The following is a 14945-nucleotide window of genomic DNA, read 5'->3' on the forward strand; positions in this document are numbered from 1 at the left end:
CATCATCCCCCATGGGTGGAAAGCCACTCGGAAAGGGGATCCCACAACAGGTTGCGTGCTTTGCTTCCCACGATCATGCCCACATGGCCAAGGTCCAGCGTGAACCCGCCATCAAGAGCCGGAGCGGCGCTGGCAGGCACGATTCGGTCCGTGGATGACCGGATCGAAAGGGTGGGGCAGGCAAGCGCGCCGGGGTCCACGCGCGTGCCGCCGACTCGCCAGTCCAGGCGACCGGGCTGGTTCGCGCCATAGAAGCCTTCAAACAAATCCTGGCCTGCGGCGAAGCTGAGCGGCGCGCCGCCATTGGCCCAATCTTCCACGGCAAGAAACGCATGTTCAGCGTCCGAACCCGCCTCCATTGCGGTAAAGGCGGCATATTTCTGAATTGTGCGTGCTGGGTCGAGCGCCCAAAATCCCGATTGGAGGACTTCCATCGGAACATAACCCAGCCTTTCGCACGTCGGCTTGGCGCTGTTCCAAAGCGAAGCGATCAACTCCCGGTCGGCCGCGGGAAAGCCGTCAAACTGCCATGGCGCGGCAATGGTCGCTACGCCCCGCACCTCCATGACCGCCGCTGCGCCAAGCGCCAGGCTGCCGCCCAGGCAGTAGCCAACCAGGATAGGCGGGCGGGGCAGGGCGGCGAACATGGGGAGCAACCGTTCGGTGATGTGCCCATCTAGTCCCAGAAGCCTGTCGTCCTTCCCCGGACGCCCCCAATCCACCAGATAGGCGTCATGTTTTGCTGCGGCCATATGGCGCAGCATGGACTGCTGCTTCGACAGGTTGAGCACTTGCGGCGGATTGATCAGTGACGGCACGAAAACGACCGGCGCACGGCCATTATCCCGGCCAAAGCGCAGCAATCTGGCACTCCCCGCAGTTGCGAAAGGCGGCGGCGCAGGGGAAGGCGGAGGACGGACTGCCTCCTGATATTTGCGCAGTCCCTGGAACGCCGCACGTCTCAATTCGGGACTCCCCTCGGTTTCGCGCCATAAAATACTGAGAAACAGGGGCAATGGCCGCGGCCCATGTTGCGGCGCGGCAAGGCTATGTGCTAATGCGGAAAGTACAGGTGTGGGAGAGGAATCCATGGCCAAAACCAAGACCGCAAATCTATCAGATCCGGTCATTATCAAGAAATATGCGAACCGACGGCTCTATAACACGGAAACGTCGAGTTACATCACGCTCGATCTGTTGTCACAAATGACTCGTGAGGGGCGCGAGTTCGTGGTCGTGGATGCGAAGAGCGGAGAAGATATTACGCATAATGTCCTGACCCAAATCATCATGGAGGAAGAACAGCGGGGCACGAACATGCTGCCGGTAAATTTCCTGCGCCAGCTGATTTCCATGTATGGCGATTCGATGCAGTCGATGGTGCCGCAATATCTGGAATCGTCGATGGACGCGTTTCGCAAGAACCAGATGCAGTTTCAGGAGGCGATGAAAGGCGCTTTTGGCGGTGGTCCGCTGGCGGAGATTGCAAAGCGGAACATGCAGATGTTCGAAGCGGCGGCGAATGCCTTTGGAAACGCGCCCGGCATGCCCGGCGTTCCGGGCGCTGCCCCTGCGCCAACCCCGGAAGCGACGGCATCGGAAGAGAGCAAGGATGATGAGATCGCTCTGTTGAAAGCACAGCTCGCCGCTCTCAACGCCAAGATCGACAAGCTGAGCTGAGGCGCGCGTTCGGGGTCGACGGGACGGCGCGCTTCGCTTATGGCGCGCCATCCTTTAGAATGAAGATCAAGGTCGGTCCCCATTGAAGCACGCCCTTTCCGTTACCCGCGAACAGGATTTCGCCGCCTGGTATCAGGCCGTTATTTCCGAAGCCGACATGGCGGAGGAAAGCGGCGTGCGCGGGTGCATGGTCATTCGCCCCTGGGGCTATGGCATATGGGAACGCATTCAAAAGCTGCTGGACGATCGCATCAAGGCGACCGGCCATGAAAACTGCTATTTCCCGCTCTTCATCCCGCTTTCCTATTTTGAAAAAGAGGCGGAGCATGTCGATGGCTTTGCCAAGGAAATGGCGGTCGTCACACACCACCGTCTGATCCAGAAGGATGGCAAGCTGGTGCCCGACCCGGACGCCAGGCTGGAAGAACCGCTGGTCGTGCGTCCCACGTCCGAAACGGTCATCGGCGCGGCCTTTTCCCGCTGGGTGCAGAGCTGGCGCGACCTCCCTGTCCTGATCAACCAGTGGGCCAATGTTGTCCGTTGGGAAATGCGCACGCGCATGTTCCTGCGCACCGCCGAGTTCCTCTGGCAGGAAGGGCACACCGCTCATTCCAGCGTCGAAGAGGCGGTGGAAGAGACGATGAAGATGCTGGAAGTCTATCGCAGCTTTGCCGAAGAATGCGTGGCCATGCCTGTCATCGCAGGCGAAAAGCCGGAGAATGAGCGCTTCCCTGGCGCGGTGGCGACCTATTCCATTGAAGCGATGATGCAGGACGGCAAGGCGTTGCAGGCAGGCACGTCCCACTTCCTGGGCACGACCTTTTCATCTGCGCAGAACATCAAGTTCCAGAATGCCGAAGGCGCCCAGGAACTTGCGCAGACGACCAGCTGGGGCATGTCGACCCGCATGATCGGGGGTCTGATCATGGTGCATGGCGATGATGACGGATTGCGCGTGCCGCCGCGTCTGGCGCCCTATCAGATCGTTGTCGTCCCGATGCTGCGCGACAATGACGAAGATGCGGCGATTATCGCCTATTGCCACGATCTGGTCACCGCGCTCAACCAGCAGGATGTGTTTCGCGAACCCGTGCGCGCGCTGCTCGACCGACGCCCGGCCAAGGCTGCGAACAAGCGCTGGGGCTGGGTGAAGAAGGGCGCGCCGATCGTGATCGAAGTGGGTGGTCGGGATGTTGCTGGCGGCAATGTCTCGGTCATCCGGCGCGACCGCCTGTATCGTGAGGACGGCAAGCTCGACAGCCAGGTGGTGGGGAAAGACGCCTTTATCGGTCAGGCTGCATCCATGCTGGAGGAAATCCAGCAGGCGCTTTTTGCCGACGCTCAGGCACGGCTGCATGGCAGCATCGATCGGTCGATCACGTCACTCGATGCGCTCAAAGCCTATTTCGCGGCCAGCAAGAAACAGGGCTGGGCGCTGGTGCAATGGGCAAAACCGACCGGCCCCGCGCTCGACAAGGTCATCGAATGGCTGAAGGGCGAAAAGCTGACGCTGCGTAACGTGCCGGTCGATGCTGAAGCTGCCGATGGCGCATGCATCTTTACAGGTGAGAAGGCGGTGGAACGCGTGCTGGTTGGGCGTTCGTACTGAATTTCGATCGCGGGACGGGAACTGTTAGAGCAACGAGCGCCGGATCGTGATCACTGTTCTCGTTCGCCCTGAGCTTGTCGAAGGGCTCTACTTCTCCAGGTGCTTCGCGTTGGAAGCAAAGAGAAGGACTTCGACAAACTCAGCCCGAACGAGGTGATTCCGGTTAAGCGCACTCCGTCTTAGCTACAGCACATATTTGCTAAGGTCCGTGTTGCGCGCCACGTCGCCCAGCTGCTTTTCGACATAGGCCGGGTCGATGACCAGAGTTTCGCCTGCGCGATCCTCTGCGTCGAAGCTGACATCTTCCAGCAGCTTTTCCATCACGGTCTGAAGCCGCCGGGCGCCGATATTTTCCACTTCCCCATTCACCTCGGCGGCGATCCGGGCGACGGCGCGGATGCCTTCGGGTGTCAGGTCGATGGTGACGCCTTCGGTCGCGAGCAATGCGCGATATTGCGCGACCAGGCTCGCCTTCGTGTCGGACAGGATCGCGACGAAGTCATCTTCGGTCAGCGCCTTTAGTTCCACCCGGATCGGCAATCGCCCCTGAAGCTCTGGCAGCAGGTCGCTAGGCTTTGCCACATGAAATGCGCCTGACGCGATGAACAGGATATGGTCGGTCTTCAACGGGCCATATTTGGTCGAAACCGTCGTCCCTTCGATCAGCGGCAGCAGGTCGCGCTGCACGCCTTCACGGCTGACGGACCCGCCGCGCACGTCGCTGACGGCGATCTTGTCGATTTCGTCCAGGAACACGATGCCATTCTGTTCGGCGCTGGCGATGGCGACGCGGGCGACATCGTCCTGATCCAGGCGCTTGTCCTGCTCCTCCTCGACCAGCTTGTCCCATGCTTCGGCGACGCGCAGTTTGCGACGCTTCTTCTGGGTCTGGCCGAACGCCTTGGACATCATGTCGGACAGGTTGATCATGCCGACCTGACCGCCCATGCCGGGAATTTCCATCGGCATGGAAGGGCTGTCGGCGACCTCCACTTCCACCTCGACATCGTTCATCTGGTTGCCTTCGATCCGCTGGCGGAAGGACAGGCGGGTGGCCTCGCTCGCTTCCTTGCCGGTGAGCGCGTCGAGCAGGCGGCCCATGGCAGCTTCGGACGCGGCTTCGCGCACGGCCTCACGACGGCGATCCTTTTCCAGGCGGACCGCTTCCTCGACCAGATCGCGCACAATCTGTTCCACGTCGCGGCCCACATAGCCGACTTCGGTGAATTTGGTCGCTTCCACCTTCACGAACGGCGCATCCGCCAGCTTGGCCAGACGGCGACTGATTTCGGTCTTGCCGCACCCCGTGGGGCCGATCATCAGGATATTCTTTGGCGTGACCTCATCTCGCAAATCGGGCGAGAGGCGCAGGCGTCGCCAGCGGTTGCGCAGGGCAACGGCGACGGCGCGCTTTGCATCGGCCTGGCCGATGATGTGCGCGTCCAGCGCGGCGACGATGGCTTTCGGGGTCAGATTGTCGTTCATATCTCTGGAAATCCGTTCGCCCTGTGATTGTCGAAGGGCATGGCTTTATTTGAAGAACGGGGGCGCAGCCCCAACCGGGGATCAGGATGCCGATGGCAATTCTTCGACCACCAGCTGGTCGTTGGTGTAGACGCAGATGTCCGCCGCCACCGCCATCGCCTTGCGCGCCAGGGTTTCGGCGTCTTCCTCATATTCCACAAGAGCGCGCGCGGCAGCCAGGGCGAAGTTACCGCCGGACCCAATCGCCGCGACCCCGCCGATCGGTTCCAGCACGTCGCCATTGCCGGTCAGGATCAACGTCACATCCTTGTCAGCGACGATCATCATCGCTTCCAGATTGCGCAGATATTTGTCCGTGCGCCAATCCTTGGCCAGTTCGACGGCGGCGCGCATGAGCTGGCCATTATGCCGCTCCAGCTTCGCTTCCAGCCGTTCAAACAGGGTGAACGCATCGGCGGTTGCGCCCGCGAATCCGCCGATGACCGATCCGTCATGCAGGCGGCGGACCTTCCGCGCGTTGGGCTTCATCACGGTCTGGCCCATGGAAACCTGCCCGTCGCCCGCGACGATCACTTTCCCATTTTTGCGTACCGACATGATGGTGGTCCCGTGCCAGACGGGAAAGCTGCTCGATTGTTGATCGTTCATGGCGCGGCATATGGTGGCGAAGGAGCCGCCGCGCAAGCGTCAGGCGATAGCGCGCCAGGACGTTTCATTTGGCCGATGGAATATGACATTCCATCCAGGAACCAACCCCGGTTAATTGACATTGTGCGATGCGAAACGGATCATGCCCGGGCAATGAAAAGAGGTTGCATATGTCTCTCAAGACCAGAGCCAGGGAGAAGGTCGAGCGGGCGGGGATCTCCAACTATTCTTTTGACCATGACGTGCTGGTGATGTGCGGCACGCGCTATACCCTCGCTCCGTGCCAGTGTGGAGAACCGGACTGCGACGGCGTTCGCCTGGAACGAAGCGCCGGGTTGTCAAACCCTGTGCTTCAATAAAATGATGAGCAGGGCGGGCTGAGCCGCGCCTTTAATGCATCGCGTCTTTACCCGCGCGACCGACCGATTCGATGTCGCGACCGGCGCCCTGCACCATGTTGCAGGCGGTGACTGAGGATAGGATCAACCCTGCGAGCAGCAGGGCAATGGTCTGACGCATGGGTGAAAGCTCCTGTGGGACGCGCCTTCTATAGACAGTGCATAAATGACGAGCAAAGCCATTTTTGCCAGCGGTCCCGGTCGAACTTTGACAGAAACAGAGCTGGGCTTGACAGGAACAAAGCCGGGTGCCAATGGCCGCATCCTCCTTTCAGGGGGCGCGTAGCTCAGCGGTAGAGCACACCCTTCACACGGGTGGGGTCACAGGTTCAATCCCTGTCGCGCCCACCATGGCATGACCGCCATGGCAGGAAATATAATTTCCCCGCATTGATCTTTTCATCCCCGCCGCGTTAATCCTTCACGTCTGGATTTCGGGCTGCCGCCGTGCGGCCAAGGCGAAAGGATGACGATGTCCGCGACTATAAAGAGCGGCGTTGCGGCGGGGGCGATGCTGGCGCTGACCCCGATGTCGGCGCATGCGGATGAAGCGCTGACCTTGGAGCGCGTTTTTGCGAGCCCTGACTTGTCCGGCCCTCAACCCCGTGCCCTGAAGATATCGCCCGATGGCAGTCTTATCACCCTGCTAAAGCCCCGCGTGGATGACAAGGAGCGGCTCGACCTCTGGGCAATCGACAGCAGGACTGGCGCGGAACGGATGCTCGTCGATTCCCGAAAGACGGGCAGCGGCGCCGATCTGTCCGAAGCGGAAAAGATGCAGCGCGAACGCGACCGTTCCGTCGCGGGCAGCACCGGGATCGTCAGTTACGATTGGTCGCCCGACGGAAAGTCGATCCTGGTTCCGGTGGATGGCGATCTGTACCTGGCGGGACTGGATGGCAATGTCACCCGCCTGACCCATACGTCCGACGGGGAACTGAACGGCGTTGTCAGCCCCAAGGGCGGCTTTGTGTCGTTCGTGCGCGGCGGCAACTTGTTCGTCCAGCCAGTCGGCGGACAGGAACGGCAGTTGACGCAAGGCGCCAGCGACACGGTCAGCTGGGGCGTGGCAGAGTTTGTCGCGCAGGAGGAAATGGATCGCCGCACCGGCTATTGGTGGTCACCCGACGACCGGATGATCGCCGTGGCCCGCGTCGATGAAAGCCCGGTCGGCATCGTCACCCGCACCGCCATCGGCGGCGAAGGGACCAGAGTCTATCAGCAACGCTATCCCGCTGCCGGTTCGCCCAACGCATTGGTCGATCTGTATGTGATGAGGCCTGATGGGTCCGGCCAGGTAAAGGTCGACCTGGGCAAGGATGCCGACATATACCTGGCCCGCGTGAACTGGTCGAAGGATGGCAGGACGCTCTATGTCCAGCGCCAGAGCCGGGATCAAAAGACGCTGGACCTGCTGGCGGTCGATCCCCTGACGGGCAAGGCCAGGACCGTGCTGACGGAAAAGGCGAAGAGCTGGATCAACCTGTCCAACAATTTCCACAGCCTTGGCGACGGCAGCTTTATCTGGTGGTCGGAAAAGAGCGGCCATGGCCATCTCTATCATGTCCAGGGGCAGCGATGGACCGCGCTTACCAGTGGCGAATGGGAAGTCCGCGATCTGGTCGGCGTGGATGAGGATAGGGGCATCGCCTATTTCACGGGCAACCGGGAAACGCCACTGGAGCAACAGCTCTATGCCGCGCCCCTCAATGGCCGTGGTCCCGTTCGCCAGCTCACCAGCAATGGCTGGTGGAACGACGCGGTGATGGACGGGGCGGCGACGCGCCTTGTGGTGGCTCGCAGCAATAGTGACCAGCCAAGGCAGCTTTACCTTGCGGACGTGGATGGAAAGCGGGTTCGCTGGCTGTCCGAAAATGCGATCACGGGCGATCACCCCTATGCGCCTTACCTTTCCAGCCATGTTCCCACACGCTTCGGCACGGTGAAGGCGGCGGATGGGTCGACGCTGTACACCCGCATCATGACGCCGCCACTTGAGCCGGGGAAGCGCTATCCCGTGTTCATGATCCATTATGGCGGGCCGGGCGCGGGACGGGTCGTCACCAATCAGTGGAACTCACCCGTCTATCAATATCTGGTCGATCGCGGCTGGATCGTCTTCGCCATCGATAATCGCGGCACGCCTGATCGCGGCAAGGCTTTCGAAGATCATCTGTATCGCGCCATGGGCACTGTCGAAGTCGAGGATCAGTTGAAGGGCGTGGAGTGGCTGAAATCGCAGCCCTATGTCGATCCTGCGCGGATCGCGACCTATGGCTGGTCCTATGGCGGTTATCTGTCGCTCAAACTGCTGGAAAAGGCGCCGGGCGTGTTTTCCGCAGCCGTCGCCGGCGCGCCAGTCACTCGGTGGGAGCTATATGATACCCATTATACCGAACGCTATCTGGGCATGCCGCAGGACAAGCCCAGTGCTTATCCGGCATCGGGCGCGGTGGACGAGGCGGTGAAGATCAAGGATCCGTTGCTGGTCATCCACGGCATGTCGGATGACAATGTCGTGTTCGACAATGCGACCGCGTTGATCGCCAGGATGCAGTCCGCTGCGGTTCCGTTCGAAATGATGGTCTATCCCGGACAAACCCATCGCGTGGGCGGGCCGGGCATCAGCGTTCATCTATGGCGCACGATTGAGGATTTCCTGGCCCGGCATGGGGCGGCGGAGCAAGCGCCGGTCCAATAGTTTGAATGCGCAAAAGTGCCGCTTTGTCGGGACAAAGCCGCTTCATGCTGGACAATTTCGGCTGCATCGCTATGGCGCGCCCTTGCGCAATTTTGCATGGAGTGGAGTCTTTAGTCATGGGTTACAAGGTCGTCGTCGTTGGTGCCACGGGCAATGTGGGCCGCGAAATGCTGACCATTCTCGCCGAGCGCGAGTTCCCGATTGACGAGATCGCGGCGGTTGCATCGCCCCGGTCCCACGGCACCGAAATCGATTTCGGTGACAGCGGCAAGACGCTCAAATGCAAGAATATCGAACATTTCGACTTCACCGGTTGGGACATCGCATTGTTCGCCGCAGGCTCTGGCCCGACGGCTGAATATGCGCCCAAGGCGGCTGCGGCTGGCTGTGTCGTGATCGACAACAGCTCGCTCTATCGCATGGACCCGGACGTGCCGCTGATCGTGCCGGAAGTGAACCCCGACGCGATCGACGGCTATAAGAAGAAGAATATCATCGCCAACCCCAACTGCTCGACCGCGCAGATGGTCGTGGCCCTCAAGCCCCTGCACGACGCCGCGAAGATCAAGCGTGTCGTCGTCGCGACATATCAATCGGTGTCGGGCGCGGGCAAGGAAGGCATGGATGAGCTGTTCGAGCAATCGCGCAACATCTTCGTCGGCGATCCGGCCGTGGCCAAGAAGTTCACCAAGCAGATCGCCTTCAACGTGATCCCGCACATCGATGTCTTCCTGGACGATGGTTCGACCAAGGAAGAATGGAAGATGGTCGCGGAAACCAAGAAGATTCTCGATCCCAAGATCAAGCTGACCGCAACCTGCGTTCGCGTGCCGGTCTTTGTCGGCCATTCCGAAGCGCTGAACATCGAGTTCGAGAACGAGATTTCGGCCAAGGAAGCACAGGACATCCTTCGCGAAGCGCCGGGCGTGATGCTCGTCGACAAGCGTGAGGACGGTGGCTACGTCACGCCGGTCGAATGCGTCGGGGATTACGCCACCTTCATCAGCCGCGTGCGTGAAGATTCAACGGTCGACAACGGCCTGTCGCTTTGGTGCGTCAGCGACAACCTGCGCAAGGGCGCGGCGCTCAACGCGGTGCAGATCGCAGAGCTGCTGGGCCGCCGTCACCTCAAGAAGGGCTAAGTCCTTTCGATGATCTCCGGCGCTGTCGCTGTCTGGAAATCGGTTCCAGTCGCGCAGCGCCGGATGATCCTGTTGCTGGTCGTCGCCATTGGCGCGGCGAACATCGACCAGCCATTCCCGGAACTGGCCCCGTTGCAGCATGGACCGACATTCGTCCTGGCGCTCGTCGCGCCGCGGCTGCTCCGTCGCTGGCCGCTGTCCAACGGTGCGGTCGCCTATATATTGCTGTTCCTGCTGCTGCACACATTGGGTGGGCGCTACATCTATTCCTACGTGCCTTACGACGATTGGGCGCGCGCCATCAGCGGGCATGATATTTCCACCAGTCTGGGCTGGCGGCGCAACGGCTATGACCGGTTCGTCCATTTCGCCTTTGGACTGTTGATGACGGCCCCGTTCGCGCAGATCGTGCGCCGCTATGGGGGCGTGCGCCCTCGCTGGAGCCTGTGCTTCGCCTTCATGGCCGTGGGTTTCATCGGCGCGCTTTACGAAATATTCGAATGGCTGCTGACCCTGCTCGCCGCCGGGGAAACCGCCGACTGGTATAATGGCCAGCAAGGCGATGTCTGGGACCCGCAGAAGGACCTGGCAGCAGCACAGATCGGCGCGGCGATTGCCTTGTTCTTACCGGGTGCGTCCGGGCCTCGACAAGCCGGGGGCGAATCCATATCGGACGCGGACCAGCCAAGGGACCCCAGCCTATGACCGACCTGCAATTTGAAAAGCATGAAATTGAAGGGCTGGGGGGGCTGCCCATAGCCGTGCATATCGCGGGTGAGGGGCGGGACCTGGTGCTGATCCATGGTTATTTTTCCAACGCCGCCACCAACTGGGTGCGTTACGGACATGCGGCGAAGCTGGTCGAGGCGGGGTTCCGCCTGATCCTGCCCGACCTTCGCGGGCATGGCGAAAGTGGGAAACCTCATGACGCCGCTGCCTATCCGCCGGACGCACTGACGGATGACGGACTGGCACTGATCGATCAGCTGGGCCTCAAGGATTATGACCTGGGCGGATATTCATTGGGCGCGCGCACGACGGTACGCATGCTCGCCCGTGGCGCAACGCCACGCCGCGTGATCCTGGCGGGCATGGGATTGCGCGGGCTGGTCCACACGCTGGACAAGGGCGGCTATTATCGCAACGTCCTGACCAATTTGGGGAGTTTCGAACGCGGCACGTCGGAATGGATGACGGAAGCCTTCCTGAAAACGACCAAGGGTGATCCCGTCGCCATGCTCCATATCCTGAACACTTTTGTGGATACGCCAGCTAAGACCATCGGCAGCTTTGGTCAGCCGACGGCCATTATCTGCGGCGCTGACGATCAGGACAATGGCGTCGCGCAGGAACTGGCCGACATTCTGCCAAACGGCCAATATGTCGAAATTCCCGGCAACCACATGAACGCCGTCACCCGCAAGGAGTTGGGGCAGGCGATGGTGGACTTCCTCACCAATTGAGAGGGGCTTAACGGAAGGGCGGCTCGTTGAACGCGCGCAATTTCCGGCTGTGCAGCTTCGGCCCTTCCTGCTGCAGCAGTTCGCACGTCATCAATCCGACGCGCAGATGCCCGGCGATCGCCTCCTCATAAAAGCGGTTGGCCTGTCCCGGCAGTTTCAGCTCGCCATGGATCGGCTTGTCCGACACGCACAGCAGCGTTCCATAAGGCACGCGGAACCGATAGCCCTGCGCGGCGATGGTGGCCGACTCCATGTCGATCCCGACGGCGCGCGACAGGCTGAAGCGCAGGGCGGAGCTGGAATAACGCAGTTCCCAATTGCGGTCGTCGGTGGTGACGACGGTTCCGGTGCGTAAACGGCGCTTGAAATCTTCCTCGCCGCTTCCCCCCAGCACCGCCTGTGCCGCTTTGGCAAAGGCGACCTGGACTTCCGCAATGGCGGGCACTGGAATTTCCGGTGGCAGCATCGCGTCCAGCACCTTGTCATCGCGCAGATAGGCGTGGGCAAGGACATAGTCACCAATTCGCTGGCTGGGCCTCAGGCCACCGCAATGCCCGATCATCAGCCATGCTTCGGGGCGCAACACGGCCAGATGGTCGCAGATCGTCTTTGCATTGGCGGGACCGACGCCGATGTTGACCAGCGTGATGCCGTTACGGTTGGGCGCGATCAGGTGATAGGCCGGCATCTGATGCTTGCGCCAGGCGCTATCGGCGATCATGCGCGCCGGGTCGGCTGTTTCCCGCGTAACATAGACGCCCCCGGCGCCAGAAAGGGCAGTGTAGGGTCTGTCGTCCCGCTGCAATTGCTCGCACGCCCAATGCACGAATTCGTCGACATAGCGATGATAGTTGGTGAACAGGATGTAGCGCTGAACATCCTCCGCAGGCGTGCCGGTATAATGTTTGAGCCGCGCCAGGGAAAAATCGGTGCGCAGACCATCGAACAGGGCGAGCGGTCGCTGGCCATCCGCGTCGGGCATGAACAGCCCATCGGCGATCTCGTCCCCGATCTCCGCCAGTTCGGTTGCCGGAAAATGGCGCGCGAGTTCCGTGGGGGGTATCCCGTCCAGCGCGGTAATGTCCAACCCGTCGAGAACATAGGGGAAGGGGATAAGCTGGTCGCTGATCGCCGTTTCGATCTCCACACCATAATCGCGGACCAGCAGGTCAAGCTGTTCGGCCAGATAGTCGGCGAACATGGCCGGGCGCGTGACCGTGGTCACATAACGCCCCGGCTTTGAAAGACGGGCAAAGGACCGACCGGGCGGCGGCGCATCCGTTTCGGCCTTATGGGTGATGCGCAGTTCGGGATAGCAGAACCGACCGTCCTGCCGGGCTTCTGCCGGGGGCAGGCTGCCATCCTGGGCGTAGGCCTGCATCGCGTCGCGCAGATTTCCGATGGACGCCTGATATATCTGCTCAAGTTGCGCGACCACCGCGCTGCCGATGCTTTTCGTCATCGATCCTTGCTACCGTAGATAGATGAAGGAAGAAAGACGCCCGCCTCTGTTCTGGCGCGATCTTCCTGTCGAAATAGGCGGAACGTGCCGCTCTGCCTCATCCCGGCGACAACCTGCCATTGGCAACGGCGCGAAGGGGCGTATATTCATGTCATGAACCAGCCTCGTTCCTATGTCGGTCAGTTCCTTCTCGCCCTGCCAGGTATGGAGGATACACGCTTTGATCATTCCGTCGTGGCGGTGTGCGTGCATGATGAAAATGGCGCACTGGGCATCGCAGTCAGCGATGAAATTGACGGCGTGGGCCTGCACGACCTGCTCGAAAGTTTCGACATCGACCCCGCCAACGTCCCGGACACCCCGGTCGTGAGAGGGGGGCCGGTGGAGCCGCGGCGGGGGTTCGTGCTCCACTCGCTCGACTGGCAGGAACAGGATATGGTTCAGGTAGGTCCCGACTGGGGGCTGTCGGGATCGCTGGAGATATTGAAAGCCATTGCCGAAGGACGCGGGCCGAGCCGCTACATCGTCGCGCTGGGCTATGTGGGCTGGGGCGCGGGTCAGCTGGACCAGGAAATGACCGGGGAAAGCTGGTTCCCCGTGGACTGCCATGCCGACATATTGTTCGACGTGCCGCCGGAACGGAAATGGGCCGCGGCCTATGCCGCCGCAGGGGTCGATGCGTCCCATCTGGTCAGTGGCGCAGGCTCTGCCTGAATGCGCGCGGGATATCCGAATTGACCGCCCGCGCAATCCGCACATAAAGAAATCTTTATATCGACGTTGCCATTATCGTTGGCGGTTGGTAAAGCGCCGACCATCGCCGCCGTCTCGTCTGGTTCGAGCGGACATGGCACATTCTAGATCGATGGAGACAGGCTCGTGGCCACCGCACCCGCCACCCAGGCGCAGGACTATGTGATCGCAGATATCAACCTTGCCGCTTTTGGCCGCAAGGAAATCGAGATCGCCGAAACCGAAATGCCCGGCCTCATGGCGCTTCGCCAGGAATTCGGCGCGTCGAAGCCGCTGAAGGGCGCACGCATCACCGGGTCGCTGCACATGACGATCCAGACCGCCGTTCTCATCGAGACGCTGGCTGAACTGGGCGCGGAAATCCGTTGGGCCTCGTGCAACATCTTCTCGACCCAGGACCACGCCGCTGCCGCCATCGCTGCCAGCGGGATTCCCGTCTTCGCCGTCAAGGGCGAGACGCTGGAGGAATATTGGGACTATGTCATCCGCATCTTTGACTGGGGTGATACGCCCTGCAACATGATTCTGGATGATGGCGGCGACGCCACCATGTTCGCCCTGTGGGGCGCGCGCGTCGAAGCAGGCGAAGAGCTGTTCACGCCCGGTAATGAGGAAGAGGAAATCTTCGTCGCCACGCTCAAGCGCTTCCTGGCCGATCGTCCGGGCTACCTGACCAAGACGGTCGCCGCCATCAAGGGCGTTTCGGAAGAAACGACCACCGGCGTTCACCGCCTGTATGAGCTGGCGAAGAAGGGCAAGCTCCCCTTCCCGGCGATCAACGTCAACGACAGCGTCACCAAGTCGAAGTTCGACAATCTCTATGGCTGCAAGGAATCGCTGGTCGACGCCATCCGCCGCGCCACCGACGTCATGCTGGCCGGCAAGGTCGCCTGCGTCGCTGGCTTCGGTGACGTTGGCAAGGGTTCGGCGGCATCGCTCCGCAACGGCGGCGCGCGCGTGCTGGTGACCGAAGTCGATCCCATCTGCGCGCTTCAGGCCGCGATGGAAGGCTATGAAGTCGTGACGATGGAAGAAGCGGCGACCCGCGCCGACATCTTCGTCACCGCGACCGGCAATGAAGCCGTCATCACGGTCGATCACATGCGCGCGATGAAGAATATGGCGATCGTCTGCAACATCGGCCATTTCGACAGTGAGATCGAGATTGCCGGTCTCAACAACATGCAGTGGACCGAAATCAAGCCGCAGGTGGACGAAGTGCAGTTCCCCGATGGCAAGAAGATCATCGTCCTTGCCAAGGGCCGCCTGGTGAACCTGGGCTGCGCGACCGGTCACCCCAGCTTCGTCATGTCGTCCAGCTTCACCAACCAGGTGCTGGCGCAGATCGAACTGTGGACCAAGTCGGACACCTACAAAAACGACGTCTACGTCCTGCCAAAGCATCTGGATGAAAAGGTCGCGGCGCTTCACCTCGAAAAGCTGGGCGTGAAGCTTTCGAAGCTGACGCCCAAGCAGGCCGCCTATATCGGCGTGACGCCGGAAGGGCCGTTCAAGCCGGATCATTACCGCTACTGATCGGATGCGAAGGGGAGGCGAAAGCCTCCCCTTTTTCGTGGAGCGGTGCGTTTTTGAAATGGACGCGC

The 14945-nt window shown here is 61.1% G+C and carries 14 protein-coding genes and 1 tRNA gene; 10 read left to right on the plus strand and 5 right to left on the minus strand.

All coding sequences use genetic code 11. The features are described from left to right. Window positions 1–2 precede the first annotated feature (2 nt). Window positions 3–1091, minus strand: a complete 1089-nt coding sequence (locus ACI3KQ_RS07130; RefSeq protein ID WP_404956126.1) for an alpha/beta hydrolase — start codon at window positions 1089–1091, stop codon at window positions 3–5. On the opposite strand from ACI3KQ_RS07130, the gene phaR reads away from it, so the two are divergent. Beyond that, entirely contained in the window at window positions 1090–1680 is a 591-nt protein-coding gene (gene phaR / locus ACI3KQ_RS07135) for a polyhydroxyalkanoate synthesis repressor PhaR (RefSeq protein ID WP_404956128.1), read from the plus strand. The two genes, ACI3KQ_RS07130 and phaR, sit on opposite strands and share 2 nt — an antisense overlap. An 82-nt stretch (window positions 1681–1762) precedes the next feature. Further along, a complete protein-coding gene (gene proS, locus ACI3KQ_RS07140; protein WP_404956129.1) occupies window positions 1763–3289 on the plus strand; it encodes a proline--tRNA ligase in 1527 nt (508 codons plus the stop codon). Between the two features lie 183 nt (window positions 3290–3472). On the opposite strand, the gene hslU is transcribed toward proS, so the two are convergent. Next, a complete protein-coding gene (hslU, locus tag ACI3KQ_RS07145) occupies window positions 3473–4774 on the minus strand; it encodes an ATP-dependent protease ATPase subunit HslU (RefSeq protein WP_404956131.1) in 1302 nt (433 codons plus the stop codon). A gap of 81 nt (window positions 4775–4855) precedes the next feature. After that, window positions 4856–5422: an ATP-dependent protease subunit HslV gene (hslV, locus tag ACI3KQ_RS07150; RefSeq protein ID WP_404956132.1), complete on the minus strand. Its 567-nt coding sequence runs from the start codon at window positions 5420–5422 to the stop codon at window positions 4856–4858. A gap of 170 nt (window positions 5423–5592) precedes the next feature. Between hslV and ACI3KQ_RS07155 the strand changes: the two genes are divergently transcribed. Next, window positions 5593–5781, plus strand: coding sequence for a hypothetical protein (locus tag ACI3KQ_RS07155; protein ID WP_404956134.1), 189 nt, complete (start codon window positions 5593–5595; stop codon window positions 5779–5781). Between the two features lie 31 nt (window positions 5782–5812). On the opposite strand, the gene ACI3KQ_RS07160 is transcribed toward ACI3KQ_RS07155, so the two are convergent. Next, a complete protein-coding gene (locus tag ACI3KQ_RS07160) occupies window positions 5813–5941 on the minus strand; it encodes an entericidin A/B family lipoprotein (protein ID WP_167303222.1) in 129 nt (42 codons plus the stop codon). 155 nt (window positions 5942–6096) lie between these two features. On the opposite strand from ACI3KQ_RS07160, the gene ACI3KQ_RS07165 reads away from it, so the two are divergent. The 5 genes from ACI3KQ_RS07165 to ACI3KQ_RS07185 all read left to right on the plus strand — a co-directional run bounded on the left by ACI3KQ_RS07165 (window position 6097) and on the right by ACI3KQ_RS07185 (window position 11126). Further along, window positions 6097–6171 (plus strand) — tRNA-Val (locus ACI3KQ_RS07165). Window positions 6172–6292: 121 nt separating this feature from the next. Further along, a complete protein-coding gene (locus ACI3KQ_RS07170) occupies window positions 6293–8521 on the plus strand; it encodes a DPP IV N-terminal domain-containing protein (RefSeq protein ID WP_404956198.1) in 2229 nt (742 codons plus the stop codon). A gap of 116 nt (window positions 8522–8637) precedes the next feature. Beyond that, a complete protein-coding gene (locus ACI3KQ_RS07175) occupies window positions 8638–9663 on the plus strand; it encodes an aspartate-semialdehyde dehydrogenase (RefSeq protein ID WP_404956135.1) in 1026 nt (341 codons plus the stop codon). 9 nt (window positions 9664–9672) lie between these two features. Beyond that, the gene (locus ACI3KQ_RS07180) at window positions 9673–10368 is read left to right on the plus strand and encodes a DUF2238 domain-containing protein (RefSeq protein ID WP_404956137.1); all 696 of its coding nucleotides are present in this window, start codon (window positions 9673–9675) and stop codon (window positions 10366–10368) included. Next, entirely contained in the window at window positions 10365–11126 is a 762-nt protein-coding gene (locus ACI3KQ_RS07185) for an alpha/beta fold hydrolase (RefSeq protein ID WP_404956139.1), read from the plus strand. Before ACI3KQ_RS07180 ends, ACI3KQ_RS07185 begins: the two co-directional genes overlap by 4 nt. A 7-nt stretch (window positions 11127–11133) precedes the next feature. Here ACI3KQ_RS07185 and ACI3KQ_RS07190 read toward each other — a convergent pair whose 3' ends face one another. Then, entirely contained in the window at window positions 11134–12588 is a 1455-nt protein-coding gene (locus ACI3KQ_RS07190) for an AMP nucleosidase (RefSeq protein ID WP_404956140.1), read from the minus strand. Between the two features lie 153 nt (window positions 12589–12741). Here ACI3KQ_RS07190 and ACI3KQ_RS07195 point away from each other — a divergent pair, with 153 nt between their 5' ends. Both ACI3KQ_RS07195 and ahcY read left to right on the plus strand, forming a co-directional pair. Further along, window positions 12742–13302: a YqgE/AlgH family protein gene (locus tag ACI3KQ_RS07195; protein ID WP_404956142.1), complete on the plus strand. Its 561-nt coding sequence runs from the start codon at window positions 12742–12744 to the stop codon at window positions 13300–13302. Between the two features lie 165 nt (window positions 13303–13467). Next, complete coding sequence (gene ahcY, locus ACI3KQ_RS07200; RefSeq protein WP_404956144.1) at window positions 13468–14877, plus strand: adenosylhomocysteinase; 1410 nt, start codon at window positions 13468–13470, stop codon at window positions 14875–14877. Window positions 14878–14945 lie beyond the last annotated feature (68 nt).

Source organism: Sphingobium sp. ZW T5_29 (assembly GCF_044987515.1).
Lineage (GTDB): Bacteria > Pseudomonadota > Alphaproteobacteria > Sphingomonadales > Sphingomonadaceae > Sphingobium.

Bases quoted from the DNA above. Each gene is read 5' to 3' on its own strand.
- phaR (WP_404956128.1), top strand. From the start codon at position 1,090: ATGGCCAAAACCAAGACCGCAAATCTATCAGATCCGGTCATTATCAAG.
- ACI3KQ_RS07130 (WP_404956126.1), bottom strand. From the start codon at position 1,091: ATGGATTCCTCTCCCACACCTGTACTTTCCGCATTAGCACATAGCCTT.
- hslU (WP_404956131.1), bottom strand. From the start codon at position 4,774: ATGAACGACAATCTGACCCCGAAAGCCATCGTCGCCGCGCTGGACGCG.
- hslV (WP_404956132.1), bottom strand. From the start codon at position 5,422: ATGAACGATCAACAATCGAGCAGCTTTCCCGTCTGGCACGGGACCACC.
- ACI3KQ_RS07155 (WP_404956134.1), top strand. From the start codon at position 5,593: ATGTCTCTCAAGACCAGAGCCAGGGAGAAGGTCGAGCGGGCGGGGATC.
- ACI3KQ_RS07160 (WP_167303222.1), bottom strand. From the start codon at position 5,941: ATGCGTCAGACCATTGCCCTGCTGCTCGCAGGGTTGATCCTATCCTCA.
- ACI3KQ_RS07170 (WP_404956198.1), top strand. From the start codon at position 6,293: ATGTCCGCGACTATAAAGAGCGGCGTTGCGGCGGGGGCGATGCTGGCG.
- ACI3KQ_RS07175 (WP_404956135.1), top strand. From the start codon at position 8,638: ATGGGTTACAAGGTCGTCGTCGTTGGTGCCACGGGCAATGTGGGCCGC.
- ACI3KQ_RS07180 (WP_404956137.1), top strand. From the start codon at position 9,673: ATGATCTCCGGCGCTGTCGCTGTCTGGAAATCGGTTCCAGTCGCGCAG.
- ACI3KQ_RS07185 (WP_404956139.1), top strand. From the start codon at position 10,365: ATGACCGACCTGCAATTTGAAAAGCATGAAATTGAAGGGCTGGGGGGG.
- ACI3KQ_RS07190 (WP_404956140.1), bottom strand. From the start codon at position 12,588: ATGACGAAAAGCATCGGCAGCGCGGTGGTCGCGCAACTTGAGCAGATA.
- ACI3KQ_RS07195 (WP_404956142.1), top strand. From the start codon at position 12,742: ATGAACCAGCCTCGTTCCTATGTCGGTCAGTTCCTTCTCGCCCTGCCA.